Here is a 12,733-nt window from a genome sequence, read left to right as displayed (position 1 = left end):
GCGAAGCGGAAGCAGGCGTTCGGCAAGCTCCGCGAAGGCAAAGTGAAAACTGGACGGAAGTGTAAGGACGCTTGATGAAAGTTTTTTGAATTGAAAACGTAATGCTGCGTCGGGCGTTCGTCAGGCGCTCAATCGCGTTCGGGCGTCGCCGAGATCCGGTGGATCGACAGGTCCGCGCCGTCGAATTCGGCTTCGCGGTCGAGGCGCAGCCCGACGGTCGCCTTCAGCGCGCCGTAGACGAGCGTGCCGCCGGCGGTGGCGATCGCGATGCCGCCGAGCGTGCCGACGAGCTGCGACAGGAACGACACGCCGCCGAGACCGCCGAGCGCCGGCAGGCCGAACACGCCGGCCGCGAGGCCGCCGAGCGCGCCGCACATCCCGTGCAGCGGCCACACGCCGAGCACGTCGTCGATGCGCCACTTGTTCTGCACGCAGGTGAACATCGCGACGAACAGCGCGCCGGCCGCCGCGCCCGTGACGAGCGCGCCGATCGGGTGCATCACGTCGGAGCCCGCGCACACCGCGACGAGGCCCGCGAGCGGCCCGTTGTACGTGAAGCCCGGGTCGTTGCGGCCCGCCATCCATGCGGCGAGCGTGCCGCCGACCATCGCCATCAGCGAGTTCACGGCGACGAGGCCGCTGATCTTGTCGAGCGTCTGCGCGCTCATCACGTTGAAGCCGAACCAGCCGACCGCGAGCACCCATGCGCCGAGCGCGAGGAACGGGATGTTCGACGGCGGGTGCGCGGCGATCCGGCCGTCCTTCGCATAACGACCGTGGCGCGCGCCGAGCAGCAGCACGGCCGGCAGCGCGACCCAGCCGCCGAACGCATGCACGACGACCGAGCCCGCGAAATCGTGGAACGGCGCACCGAACGCGTGCGTGAGCCAGGCCTGCACGCCGTAGCGTTCGTTCCATGCGATCCCTTCGAAGAACGGATAGATGAAGCCGACGATGATCAGCGTCGCGACGAGCTGCGGATTGAACTTCGCGCGCTCGGCGATGCCGCCGGACACGATCGCGGGAATGGCCGCAGCGAAGGTCAGCAGGAAGAAGAAGCGCACGAGCGCGTAGCCGTTGTGCTGCGACAGCGTGCCGATGTCGTCGAAGAACTCGACGCCGTACGCGATCGTGTAGCCGATGAGGAAGTACGCGAGTGTCGACACCGAGAAGTCGACCAGGATCTTCACGAGCGCGTTGACCTGGTTTTTCTTGCGGACCGTGCCGAGTTCGAGAAATGCGAAGCCCGCGTGCATCGCGAGCACCATGACGGCACCGATCAACAGGAACAGTGTGTCGACGCCGGATTTCAGACCATCCATGCCGTGGCTTCCTTGCGCAAAAAACGGGCGAGGAATGCAAGTATCGAGCCAACTTGGTGAACGATTGCGTGGAATTGGTGCTCAGGCACCACGTGGCGGGGCATTCCGGTGAATCGCGCCCGGTGTTGGCGCACTCATGGTGCGGGCTGGGGCCGCGCCGAACGCACGAATGTGGTGCGGATAGCGCGGGGCTGGTGCGAATGGGTGCGGCGTGGTGCGTCGGCGTATGCCGTTGCGCACCGATCTGGCGCGTCAGTGGCGCACGAACAGTTCGCGTGGCCGGCGCAGCCGCAGTGCGCACGCCGACCAGTATGCGGCGACGGTCGTCAGCCCGAGCGCGGCGAACGAGAGCGCCGCGAAGCCCGCGAGCGACTGGCCGTCGCCGTCGGGGCCGAGGATGCCTTGCGCGACGATCAGCGCGGCCGTCCAGAAGCCGATCACGGCCTGCGTGAGCAGGCGCGCGGACGCGATGCGGCGCGAGCGTCCGGCTTCGGCCAAGCGGCGGGCCGACGGCGGGCGCAGGCACAGGAACAGGGTGGCGGCGAGCAGCGCGGCCAGGGCGATGAACCAGTCGACGAGGAAAGCCATGAGTAAAAAGGGGACACGCATGAAGCGGATAGAAGCGTGCCCACTTTAGTGGCGTAGCGCCCGCGATTGAATCAGACGAATCCGAAATTGAAAGGCATTTTTAATCACGGGTCGTCATTGGGCCTGTTCAACAGGCGGTATCATCGACGTCGGTCCAACCACGAGGCCGTGCGACGCGCGGCCGGAGATTGCTGATGAACATGAACACATCGCGGGCGCGTCGCGCGCCCGGGTTCGCGCTGGCGGCCGTGGCTGCCGGTGCGCTGCTGTTGCTCGCGGGCTGCGAGAAGTCCGGCACGCCGGTCGCCCAACCCGATACGGCCGCGAGCGCGGCCGCCGATGCCGCGAACAACGCGGCCAAGGCGCTCGACCAGGTGGCGAGCACCGTCAACCAGCAGCTCAACGCCGCGAAGGCCGGCATCGCGTCCGCGGCATCGGCCGTGCCGCCGCTGTCCGCGAGCGGCCTCGCGTCCGCCGCGCAGGCGCAGATCGACGCGGCGGCTTCCGCGGTCGTCGCGCATGCGGCTTCCGAAGCTGGAGCGAAGATCGCGGAAGCCGGCAAGAAGCTCCAGCAGTGGAGCCAGCAGAGCGCGTCGGGCGCGAAGCCCGCAAGCGGAGAATGATGCGGGCTTGCATGATCCGCAAAATGTAATTATCATGGTTACATATTGTCGCCGGCTGCGGTCCGGGCCGGCGTCGCCGAGTGAGTGAGGAATGAATACCAGCAGCCGGTTCGCGTTTGCCGTCCACGTGCTCGCCTTGCTGTCGATGCAGGAAGGCGCGCCGCTGTCGTCCGACATCATCGCGGGTAGTGTGAACACGAATCCGGCGCTGATCCGCCGGTTACTGTCGATGCTGGCGGCCGCGGGGCTGACCACGTCGCAGCTCGGTGCGGGCGGCGGCGCGCTGCTGGCGCGCGAGCCCGGGGAGATCACGCTGCTCGACGTGTATCGCGCGGTTGACGATGCCCAATTGTTCGCGCTGCACCGCGAGGCGCCGAATCCCGCGTGTCTCGTCGGGCGGCACATCCAGGGCGTGCTGATCGACTACATCGGCGACGCGCAGCGCGCGATGGAGGCATCGCTCGCCACGCGCACGCTTGCCGACGTAACGGCCGACGTGCTGGATTCGGAGCAGCGCAAGCAACACGCGGGGCGCGCCGGCGGGTGAGCGGCGGCAGGCAGGGCAGGAGGCCGGGCGGCGCGTGGGCGCGGCGATCGGCGCAACGGGGGATTCGCCCCGTTTTTTTCGGTCTTATATGTAATTAATTTGCTTACATATTTTTCTTTGTGGAGAATCGATATGACGCAACGTTCCTTGAATATCGCGCTGTTCGGCGCCACCGGCACGATCGGCTCGCGCATCGCCGCGGAAGCCGCACGGCGCGGCCATCGCGTGACCGCGCTGTCGCGCAATCCCGGCGCGGCCGGCGACGGCATCACCGCGAAAGCGGCCGACCTGTTCGACGCGGCCAGCATCGCGGCTGCGCTGCCGGGCCACGACGTCGTCGCGAGTGCGTACGGCCCGAAGCAGGACGATGCGGCGAAGGTCGTCGCGGCCGCGAAGGCGCTGGTCGCCGGCACGCGTCAGGCGGGCCTGAAGCGGCTCGTCGTGGTGGGCGGCGCCGGTTCGCTCGAAGTCGCGCCCGGCAAGCAACTCGTCGACAGCGAAGGCTTCCCGGAAGCGTACAAGGCGGTCGCGCTCGCGCACCGCGACGCATTCGACTACCTGAAGACGGTCGGCGATCTCGACTGGACGTTCTTCGCGCCGGCCGCGCTGATCGCACCGGGCGAGCGGACGGGCACGTTCCGCACCGGCGTCGACAAGCTGATCGCGGACGCGCAGGGCAACAGCAAGATCTCGGCGGAAGACTACGCGGTCGCGTTCGTCGACGCGCTCGAACAAGGCAGCTTCGTGCGTGAGATCGCGACGGTCGCGTATTGAGCGGCGTAGCGGCCGGTGCCGCATGAGCGCCGGCCTGGCCCGGGCGCGGCACGCGAGACGCAACGGGCGGTGCATGAGGCGATTCCAGCTTGACGGGTGGAATCGCCTTTTTCGTTTGGAGGAGGGTATGTCCGCGCGATCGCGCGCGCGGCGGATTCACGCGTACCGGATTGGTATTTATACCGGTCGACGCGGAGAGGCTGTTTTCATATTGTTCCCCGTTATGCAGAATGCATAGAATAAATTTCTATCTACGAGGGACTGGAGAAATGGACGCCATCGATCGCAAGCTGCTGGAGCTGTTGCAGGCGGATGCCACGCTGCCGATCGCGGAACTGGCGCAGCGCGTGAACCTGTCGCAGACGCCGTGCTGGAAGCGCGTGCAGCGGCTGAAGGAAACCGGCGCGATTCGCGCGCAGGTTGCGCTGTGCGATCCGCGCAAGCTCGGGGTCGGCACGACCGTGTTCGTTGCGATCCGCACGAACCAGCACACCGAGGAATGGGCGCAGCGTTTCACGCAGGTCGTGCGCGACATGCCGGAAGTCGTCGAGGTTTACCGGATGAGCGGCGAGACCGATTACCTGCTGCGCGTCGTCGTTGCCGGCATCGACGATTACGACCGCGTCTACAAGCAGCTGATTCGCGCGGTGCCGCTGTTCGACGTCAGTTCGTCGTTCGCGATGGAGCAGATCAAGTATTCGACCGCGCTGCCCGTGCGCGATCATGCCGAGCCGGCTTGACGCGCTGCAGACGCGGCACCGTTGCGGATCGCGCGGCCGGCGCGGGTTCAGCGGCCGCGCGCCAGTGCGCGCGCACGTTCGTCGGCCAGCGCGTCGCGGCGCACGAAATCCGCGACGAACGGGCTGGCCGGATGGTGATGCAGCGCGTACGGCGTGTCCCATTGCGCGAGCTGGCCGTCCTTCATCACACCGATCCGGTCGGCGATCGCGAACGCTTCGGCCTGGTTGTGCGTGACGAGGATCGCGGTGTGGCCGGTGCGCTTCAGGATGTCGCGCAGTTCGAACGCGAGCCGCTCGCGCGTATCGACGTCGAGATTCGAGAACGGCTCGTCGAGCAGCAGCAGCTCCGGCGACGGCGCGAGCGCGCGCGCGAGTGCGATGCGCTGCTGCTGGCCGCCCGACAGTTCGTGCGGATAGGCGCCGCCGGATTCGGCGAGGCCGACGAGTTCGAGCATCTCCGCGACGCGCGCCCGGCGTTCGGCCTTCGGCATGCGCCGCAGGCCGAACGCGACGTTGTCGGCCGCGCTCAGGTGCGGGAACAGCGCATAGTCCTGAAACATCATGCCGATGCGCCGCCGCTCGGGCGGCACGTCGAGCGACGGCGTCGCGACGGGCGTACCGTCCAGCACGATGCGCCCCATGCGCACGGGCTCGAAGCCGGCGATCGCGCGCAGCACGGTGGTTTTTCCGCAGCCCGACGCGCCGAGCAGGCAGCCGATGTCGCCGCGCGGCAGCGCGAGGCGCAGCCCGTCGACCACCGTGCGGCGGCCTTGCGGCGTGTCGTAGGCGAGACGGAGGTCATCGAGTTCGAGCAGGTTCACGGGTTCAGGCTCCGATCTTGTGGCGGGTGCGGGCGAGCAGGATCACGGGCGCGAGCCCGGCCAGCACGATCGCGAGCGCGGCGACCGCGCCTTCCTCATAGGTGCCGCGCGCGGCTTCCGCATACAGCCAGGTCGCGAGCGTGTCGAAATTCAACGGACGCAGCAGCAGCGTCGCCGGCAGTTCCTTCATCGCGTCGACGAACACGAGCAGCGCGCTCGTCGTGAGCGCGGGCCGCAGCAGCGGCAGGTGCACGCGGCGCAGCGTGCCGCCGGCCGTCTCGCCGAGCGAGCGCGATGCCTGTTCGAGCGACGGCGGAATGCGCGCGAGGCCGGCCTCGATGCTGCCGGCCGGAATCGCGAGAAAGCGCACGGTGTACGCGATGACGAGCGCGGTCGCCGAGCCCATCAGCAGCAGTCCGTCGCGGCCGAGCACCGTGCCGAACAGCCGGTCGGCCGCGGCGAACGGGATCAGCAGGCCGATCGCGAGTACGGTGCCCGGCACCGCGTAGCCGAGGCTCGCGATCCGCGCACACACGCGGGCAGGGCCCGCGCGGGCGCTGTCGCGTTGCGCGCGCGCGGCCCATGCGACGACGAGCCCGCATGCGAGCGTCGCGGCGGTCGCGGCGGTGGCGATCGTCAGCGTGTTCGCGAGCCCCGTCATCAACTGCGCGGACACGCCGCCGACGAGATGCAGCCGCTTGCCGGTCTCGACCGCGAGATACGCGGCCGGCGCGCCGAAGCCGAGCAGCACGGGCAGCCAGCCGAGCGCGGCGGCGCCCCACGCGGCCGCGCCCGTCAGGCGGCGCGGCGCGATCGGCCGCATGCGCCGGCCATGCGCGTAGCGCTGGCGGCGGCGTCCGTAGCGTTCGAGCACGATCATGCCGACGACGATCGCGAGCATCGCGAGCGCGATCTGTGCGGCGCCGGCGAGATCGGAGCGCGTGATCCACGTCGTGTAGACGGACACGGTCAGCGTCTGCACGCCGAGGAATTCCGATGCGCCGATGTCGTTCAGCGTTTCGAGCAGCGCGAGGCTCACGCCGACCGCGATCGCCGGCCGCGCGAGCGGCACGACGACGCGCCAGAACGTCGCGACGCGCCCCGCGCCGAGCGTGCGTGCGGCTTCGAGCAGGCTCGCGGACTGCGTGACGAACATCGCGCGCGTGCTCAGGTACACATACGGATACAGCACGAAGCCGAGCACGAAGATCGCACCGGGCAGCGAGCGCAGGTCGGGCAGGCGGAACTGGCGCGGGCTGTCGAAGCCGAGCAGCCAGCGGATCGAGCCCTGGACGGGGCCGATCGGGTGCAGCAGGTCGAGATACGCGAACGCGACGATATAGGTGGGGACCGCAAGCGGCAGCAGCAGCGCCCACGTCAGCATCCGGCGGCCGGGAAAGTCGTATGCGGTGACGAGCCATGCGCAGCCCGTGCCGACGATCGACACGATCGCGCCGACGCCCGCGAGCAGCAGCAGCGTATTGACGAGCGCCTGCGGCAGCACGAATTCGGCGAGATGCCGCCAGTGCGCGAGATCGGCGTCGAACGCGGCGGCCACGAGCACCGCGAGCGGCGCCGCGACCGCCGCGGCGATCGCCAGCGCCGCGAGCAGCCACAAGCTGCCCGCGCGCAGCCGCAGGCGCGGCCGGTACGGCTGGCGGCGCGCGCCGGCGGGCGATGCGTCAGTTGTCAAAGCCGACCTTGTCGACAAGCTGGCTCGCCTGCTTGCGATGCTTCGCGATGTCCGCCAGCGGCAGCGGATCGACCTTCAGCGTGCCGAAGCTCGCGATCACCGGATCGAGCTTCACGTTCGCGCGCACCGGGTATTCGTAGTTCGCCTGCGCATACAGCGCCTGCGCTTCCGGCGACACGAGGTATTCGAGCAGCTTCACCGCGTTGGCCTTGTGCGGCGCGTGCTTCGCGACCGTCGCGCCGCTGATGTTCACGTGCGTGCCGCCGCTCTTCGCGTTCGCGAACGTCGGTCGCACGACCTTGATCGCGTCGCCCCACTTGCGCGCATCGGTGCCCGGCTCGGCGTTCTTCATGTGACCGACGTAGTACGCGTTGGCAAGACCGACGTCGCAGATGCCGCCGAGGATGTCGCGCGCGACGTCGCGGTCGCCGCCCGTCGCCTTGCGCGCGAGGTTCGCCTTCACGCCGCGCAGCCACTTCTCGGTCGCGGCTTCGCCGTCGTGCGCGATCATCGCGGCGACGAGCGCCGTGTTGTACGGATGCTGGCCCGAGCGGATGCAGACCTTGCCCTTCCATTTCGAATCGGCGAGATCTTCGTAGCGGAACGCATCGACTTTCAGGTCCTTTTCGACGTACAGCACGCGGTCGCGCAGCGACAGTGCATACCAGTCGCCGTTCGCGCCGCGCAGGTTCGCGGGAATCGCGTCGTCGAGCGCCTTCGAGCGCACCGGCTGCGTGAGCCCGCCGTCGACGAGATCGAGCAGGTTGCCGACGTCGACCGTCATCAGCACGTCGGCCGGCGACTGCGCGCCTTCGGCCTTCACGCGCTCGAGCAGGCCGTCCTTCACGAACACCGTGTTGACCTTGACGCCGCTCTGCTTCGTAAACGCGTCGATGAGCGGCTGGATCAGCTTCGGCTCGCGGGTGGTGTACAGGCTCACTTCCTCGGCCGCATGGGCCGGCGGCGCGAATGCGGCCGCGGCAAGGGCGAGGGCGCCGGCGAGCGGCAGCAGGCGGGTGCGCGGATTCGACATGAAGACTCCGGTGGGGCAGGTGGACAAGGGGAGCGTTCCGGGGCGCGCCTGCCGCCCGAGCGATCCGGAACATTACAGAATGAAAGACTCTGGATTCTAGATCGAAATGGGAACGATTATCAAATGAAAGCTTGCAGCAAGCGGTAGGGAAGGCAGGGTCGGGGATCGGAAACGGGACGTCGCGGTGGTGGCGCAAGCGCGTAGAATGCCCGCTTCGACGAATTTGACGGAATCGCCCCGACCATGAACGATCAGCGCAAGAAGAACCCTGTCCGCAACGTGAGCATCCTGATCGTCGTGGCCGTGCTGCTCGTGATCGGGACGATCCTGTACAACGCGATTTCGCAGAAGCACGCGTACGACGAGGCCCATCCGGCCGAGGCCACGAACGCGGCATCGCATTGACGTGCCGATGCTGAGAAGGGGGAGGCCCGCAGCTTCCGGCGCGGCAGTCGCCGCGCGGAGCCGGGAAAGAAGCGGGCGCCGAAACCGGCGCGCCGGGCAGGCAGGTCAGCCGTGCGTCAATGTGACGCAGGCGCGAACTTCGGGCGGATCCGTGCGTAGAACAGGGCCGCGAGCAGCGCGAGCCACGCTGCGCCGACATACAGCGCGACGCGCGTATCCTCGAACCAGCCGAGCATCACGATCACGAAACCCATGAACGCGATCGTCAGTGCCGGCGCGACCGGCCACAGCGGCACCTTGAACTTCAGCGCCGCGACTTCGGCGCTCGACAGGCGGCGGCGCATCGCAACCTGCGACAGCAGGATCATCAGCCACACCCACACCGTTGCGAACGTCGCGATCGCCGCGACCATCAGGAACACGTCCTTCGGCATCAGGTAGTTGAGCAGCACGCCGACGAGCAGCGCGCCCGCCATCACAAGCACCGTGACCCACGGCACGCCGTGTCGCGACGTCGTCGTCAGCACGCGCGGCGCCTGGCCCTGCCGCGCCATCCCGAACATCATCCGGCCCGCGCCGAAGATGTCGCTGTTGATCGCCGAGATCGCCGCGCTGATCACGACCAGGTTGAGAATCGTCGCGGCCGACTTCACGCCGAGCGCCGAGAAGATCTGCACGAACGGGCTGCCGTCGCCGCCGACGCCCGTCCACGGGCTGATCGACATCAGCACGACCATCGTCAGCACGTAGAACAGCAGGATGCGCGCGGGCACCGCGTTGATCGCGCGCGGAATCACGCGCTCCGGGTCCTTCGCCTCGCCGGCGCTCATCCCGATCACCTCGATTCCGCCGTACGCGAAGATCACGACCGACAGCGACGCGATCAGCCCGCCGATACCGTTCGGCAAGAAGCCGCCATGGTTCCACAGGTTCGCGAACGTCGGCACGTCGGCCGAATGGCCGAAGTGCATGCCGGTGAGCAGGATCGCGACGCCGCCGCCGATCATCGCGACGATCGCGCCGACCTTGATGATCGACAGCCAGAACTCGAGCTCGCCGAACACCTTCACGTGGCACAGGTTCAGCCCGCAGATGATCGCGACGACCGCGAGCACCCAGATCCATTGCGGGACATCCGGAAACCAGAAGCCCATGTAGATGCCGAACGCGGTGATGTCGGCGATCGCGACGATCACCATTTCGAGCGTGTAGGTCCAGCCCGTGACGAATCCCGCGAACGGGCCGAGGTTCTCGGTCGCGTAATGGCCGAACGAGCCGGCGACGGGTTCGCGCACGGCCATCTCGCCGAGCGCGCGCATCACCATGTAGACGGCCGCGCCGCCGAGGATGTACGCCAGGATCACGGCCGGGCCCGCGAGCTGGATCGCGGACGCCGAGCCGTAGAACAGGCCCGTGCCGATCGCCGAGCCCAGCGCGAGAAAGCGGATGTGCCGCGCGCTCAGGTGGCGCTGCAAGTTTTTCATCGAGTCTCCGATATCGTTATGCGACGGACCGGGCGAGCGGGACCGGTCCGACTGCGTCAAGTTGTATATACAACTTGAATGTGAACGAATGATAACAAGCCGGGCCCGGTAACCGGAATCGGGTATTCCCTGACTGGCGCGACGCGCGGAATAGGGCGTGGGGCGGTCGCGCGGCGGATGCGCGGGCCGAGTGGAACGGGCGGGTCATGCTTCGGGGTTCGTTGAATCGGGGAACGCCGGCGGCCGGGCCGCGGCGTGCGCGGGCCGGCCATCGGCGGGAACGGTCGGGCAGGGTCAGGCGGGCAGGCGGATCACGCTCGCGTCCTTGCGGATCAGCAGCGACGACGCGAGCATCTGCTTGCACTGGTGCGCGAGCACCTTCAGGTCGTGCGTGAGTTCGGCGCCGACCGCAGCGGATTTTTCCGCGGACACGACCATCGCGTCGAGATCGCGCGTGATCTGCTTCGACGCTTCGAGCTGATCGGCGGGCGGCGGCTCGCCGGCCTCGGCCTTCTCGAGATTGTCGAGCACGGCCGCGAGGCCGCGCTGCAGCGCGTCGTCGTGGACGAGGCCGCCGTCGGCCGAGCACGCGTTGCGGATCAGCGGCGCGGCGGCCGTGATCTGCGCGCCGAGCACGTGCGTCTGCACGAGCAGGTCGTTCAGCTCGGGCACGAAACGCTGGTGCGCCTTCGGCTCGATCATCATCCGCTGGAACGCCTGCCCGAGGTTCGCGAACGCGATATGCACGTCCTTGCGCGCGAGGCGGTAGCGGTAGTCGTCGTCGAGGCTCGCGGCCGGCGTCTCGACCGCCGCGGCGATGACCGGCACCACGGCCGCGCCGTCGGCGGTGGGTACGGGCGGCGGCGACACACCGCGCCCGACGCGCCACACGGCCTCGAAATACTTGCGGGTCGCCGTGAGCATGTCGGCGACCTGCTTGCCCATCAGCCGGTATTCCCAGTACGGGAACAGCCGGCTCGCGGCGATCGCGATCATGCAACCGACCACGGTGTCGATCGCGCGCTCGCCGATGATCCGCATGCTGCCCGGCGCGAGCAGGTGGAACATCAGCAGCACGTACGACGACGTGAATACGACGCTCGCTGCGTAATTGAACAGCAGCAGGCTGTAGCTCATCACCATCGACCCGAACATGATCGCGATCAGCAGGTGCGGCTCCTTCACCGTGTAGATCAGCGCGATGCTCGCCGCGCAGCCGATCAGCGTGCCGACGATACGCTGCGCATTGCGCTGCTTGGTCAGCGAATAGCCAGGCTTCAGGATGATGATGGTCGTCATCACGATCCAGTACGCGTTCGTGAGCGGCAGCAGCCTGCCGAGCCAGAAGCCGACCGCCACCGCGATCGTCACGCGCAGCGCGTGGCGCAAGCTCGGCGAGCTCATGTTCAGGTTCGAGAAGATCAGCAGCGGCGACATCCGGCGGCGCTGCAGGAAGCGCGTGAGCGCCTTGTCGATCTTCAGTTCGGTTTGCTGCGGATCGGCGTGGCCCGACAGGTTGCGGCGCATCCGTTCGATCAGGCGCGTCGCGCTCCAGATGCGCCGGAACGTCGCGAGCACGGCCGCATACGCTTCCGCGTTGGTGGCCGCGAAGTTCTTCTTGCGCATCAGTTCGATCTCGTACTCGATCGCGCGCAGTTCGGCCTTCACGCTGATCCGCGAATGCGGCGCGCGGTTTTCGAGCACCGCGAGGCCGATCTCCTCGAGATCGGCGGCCGCCTTGCGGATCAGGTCGCGGTAGAAAATGATCAGATCGGAGCCGCCGAACGTGTTGCGCACGAGCGGGTAGTCGGTGTGCGCGCCGACGAACAGCTCGTGCAGGTCGACGCTGTTGATGAACAGGTTGTACATCGTCGTGCGGCCGGGATCGAGCTTGCCGCGCCGCAGCTTCGGCAGGTTGCGCAGCACGATGTCGCGCGCGGTTTCCTGCGTTTCGACCGCGGTGATCTGCCGCGCGACGAGATTGCGGTAGCACTCGTCGAGATCGGCATCGAGGTCGTAGAACTGCGCGCGAGCGAGCAGGTAGTCGGCGCACGCGAACAGGCTTTCGGCCAGCGCCTGCTGCTCGATCCGGCGCGCCTGCCAGCGCGACACGAGCGTGGCCCAGTACGTATACCAGAGGCCGCCCGCGAGAATCCAGCCGGCGTTGACGAACGCCTGCAGCGGCGTGAATTGCTCCTCGAGCGTCATCACCATCATGAACAGCGTCGCGAAGCTGATCTGCGGCCAGCGGTTGCCGTAGACGACGATCAGCGACAGCACGAACGTGAGCGGCACGATCGTGAGCCACAGCGCGAAGATGTTCGGTGTCGCGAGGCCGGTGGCGAGCGCGGCCAGGAAGCCGATCACGCTGCACGCGAGCATTTCGTTGTGCTTGTACTTGAGCGGGCCCGGCATGTCGACGACGCACGCGCCGAGCGCACCCGTCGAGATCGTGAAGCCGAGCTCCCGGTTGTGAAACACGATCAGGCACAGCACGGCCGGCAGCGAAACGCCGACCGCGATCCGCAGGCCGCCGAAAAAGTACTGGCTGTAGAGAAACTTTCTGATTTCGACCGAATAGCGCATCGATGGGCTGAATGGCAGACGAAGACGCCCGGGGGCGGCAAATTGACTGGCGACGAGTCTATCGTATTTCGCGGTCCGCAAAACCTGGCCATCCGGCCGATGCTCGCCGCGGCAGGC

Annotated in this window: 12 protein-coding genes; 5 read left to right on the top strand and 7 right to left on the bottom strand. The window is 67.8% G+C overall.

From position 1 onward, the window contains the following. Positions 1-128: 128 nt before the first annotated feature. Both BT264_RS01015 and BT264_RS01010 read right to left on the bottom strand, forming a co-directional pair. Complete coding sequence (locus BT264_RS01015) at positions 129-1,322, bottom strand: ammonium transporter (RefSeq protein ID WP_072435941.1); 1,194 nt, start codon at positions 1,320-1,322, stop codon at positions 129-131. 252 nt (positions 1,323-1,574) lie between these two features. Continuing rightward, complete coding sequence (locus tag BT264_RS01010) at positions 1,575-1,910, bottom strand: hypothetical protein (RefSeq protein WP_072435940.1); 336 nt, start codon at positions 1,908-1,910, stop codon at positions 1,575-1,577. Between the two features lie 194 nt (positions 1,911-2,104). On the opposite strand from BT264_RS01010, the gene BT264_RS01005 reads away from it, so the two are divergent. From BT264_RS01005 to BT264_RS00990, 4 genes are all read left to right on the top strand, one after another. After that, positions 2,105-2,533 (top strand): BCAL1086 family glycoprotein, encoded by a 429-nt coding sequence (locus BT264_RS01005; protein WP_072435939.1) that lies wholly within the window; start codon positions 2,105-2,107, stop codon positions 2,531-2,533. A gap of 91 nt (positions 2,534-2,624) precedes the next feature. Next, the gene (locus tag BT264_RS01000; protein ID WP_072435938.1) at positions 2,625-3,080 is read left to right on the top strand and encodes an Rrf2 family transcriptional regulator; all 456 of its coding nucleotides are present in this window, start codon (positions 2,625-2,627) and stop codon (positions 3,078-3,080) included. A gap of 132 nt (positions 3,081-3,212) precedes the next feature. Continuing rightward, complete coding sequence (locus BT264_RS00995; protein WP_072435937.1) at positions 3,213-3,854, top strand: NAD(P)-dependent oxidoreductase; 642 nt, start codon at positions 3,213-3,215, stop codon at positions 3,852-3,854. Between the two features lie 269 nt (positions 3,855-4,123). Then, a complete protein-coding gene (locus BT264_RS00990) occupies positions 4,124-4,594 on the top strand; it encodes an Lrp/AsnC family transcriptional regulator (protein ID WP_072435936.1) in 471 nt (156 codons plus the stop codon). A gap of 47 nt (positions 4,595-4,641) precedes the next feature. Here the strand turns inward: BT264_RS00990 and BT264_RS00985 are convergent, their stop codons facing one another. The 3 genes from BT264_RS00985 to BT264_RS00975 are packed head-to-tail and all read right to left on the bottom strand — an operon-like array spanning position 4,642 to position 8,141. Continuing rightward, positions 4,642-5,415: an ABC transporter ATP-binding protein gene (locus tag BT264_RS00985; protein WP_072435935.1), complete on the bottom strand. Its 774-nt coding sequence runs from the start codon at positions 5,413-5,415 to the stop codon at positions 4,642-4,644. Between the two features lie 4 nt (positions 5,416-5,419). After that, positions 5,420-7,108, bottom strand: coding sequence for an ABC transporter permease (locus tag BT264_RS00980; RefSeq protein WP_072435934.1), 1,689 nt, complete (start codon positions 7,106-7,108; stop codon positions 5,420-5,422). Beyond that, positions 7,098-8,141 (bottom strand): Fe(3+) ABC transporter substrate-binding protein, encoded by a 1,044-nt coding sequence (locus BT264_RS00975; RefSeq protein WP_072435933.1) that lies wholly within the window; start codon positions 8,139-8,141, stop codon positions 7,098-7,100. Before BT264_RS00975 ends, BT264_RS00980 begins: the two co-directional genes overlap by 11 nt. A gap of 243 nt (positions 8,142-8,384) precedes the next feature. On the opposite strand from BT264_RS00975, the gene BT264_RS37760 reads away from it, so the two are divergent. After that, positions 8,385-8,546: a hypothetical protein gene (locus BT264_RS37760; RefSeq protein WP_110281306.1), complete on the top strand. Its 162-nt coding sequence runs from the start codon at positions 8,385-8,387 to the stop codon at positions 8,544-8,546. A 116-nt stretch (positions 8,547-8,662) separates the two neighbouring features. Here BT264_RS37760 and BT264_RS00970 read toward each other — a convergent pair whose 3' ends face one another. Both BT264_RS00970 and BT264_RS00965 read right to left on the bottom strand, forming a co-directional pair. Continuing rightward, positions 8,663-10,030, bottom strand: coding sequence for an amino acid permease (locus BT264_RS00970; protein WP_072435932.1), 1,368 nt, complete (start codon positions 10,028-10,030; stop codon positions 8,663-8,665). Between the two features lie 294 nt (positions 10,031-10,324). Then, positions 10,325-12,616 carry an FUSC family protein gene (locus BT264_RS00965; RefSeq protein ID WP_072435931.1) on the bottom strand — a complete coding sequence of 764 codons (2,292 nt, stop codon included), beginning with the start codon at positions 12,614-12,616 and terminating at the stop codon, positions 10,325-10,327. Positions 12,617-12,733 lie beyond the last annotated feature (117 nt).

This window comes from Burkholderia sp. NFPP32 (assembly GCF_900119325.1).
GTDB classification, from domain to species: Bacteria; Pseudomonadota; Gammaproteobacteria; order Burkholderiales; family Burkholderiaceae; genus Burkholderia; species Burkholderia pyrrocinia_C.
This window is presented reverse-complemented; position numbering and strand designations above follow the sequence as displayed.

What these genes read in the sequence shown, in the direction of transcription:
- BT264_RS01005 (WP_072435939.1), top strand. Translation starts at nt 2,105, where the DNA reads ATGAACATGAACACATCGCGGGCGCGTCGCGCGCCCGGGTTCGCGCTG.
- BT264_RS01000 (WP_072435938.1), top strand. Translation starts at nt 2,625, where the DNA reads ATGAATACCAGCAGCCGGTTCGCGTTTGCCGTCCACGTGCTCGCCTTG.
- BT264_RS00990 (WP_072435936.1), top strand. Translation starts at nt 4,124, where the DNA reads ATGGACGCCATCGATCGCAAGCTGCTGGAGCTGTTGCAGGCGGATGCC.
- BT264_RS00975 (WP_072435933.1), bottom strand. Translation starts at nt 8,141, where the DNA reads ATGTCGAATCCGCGCACCCGCCTGCTGCCGCTCGCCGGCGCCCTCGCC.
- BT264_RS01010 (WP_072435940.1), bottom strand. Translation starts at nt 1,910, where the DNA reads ATGGCTTTCCTCGTCGACTGGTTCATCGCCCTGGCCGCGCTGCTCGCC.
- BT264_RS00970 (WP_072435932.1), bottom strand. Translation starts at nt 10,030, where the DNA reads ATGAAAAACTTGCAGCGCCACCTGAGCGCGCGGCACATCCGCTTTCTC.
- BT264_RS01015 (WP_072435941.1), bottom strand. Translation starts at nt 1,322, where the DNA reads ATGGATGGTCTGAAATCCGGCGTCGACACACTGTTCCTGTTGATCGGT.
- BT264_RS00965 (WP_072435931.1), bottom strand. Translation starts at nt 12,616, where the DNA reads ATGCGCTATTCGGTCGAAATCAGAAAGTTTCTCTACAGCCAGTACTTT.
- BT264_RS00995 (WP_072435937.1), top strand. Translation starts at nt 3,213, where the DNA reads ATGACGCAACGTTCCTTGAATATCGCGCTGTTCGGCGCCACCGGCACG.
- BT264_RS37760 (WP_110281306.1), top strand. Translation starts at nt 8,385, where the DNA reads ATGAACGATCAGCGCAAGAAGAACCCTGTCCGCAACGTGAGCATCCTG.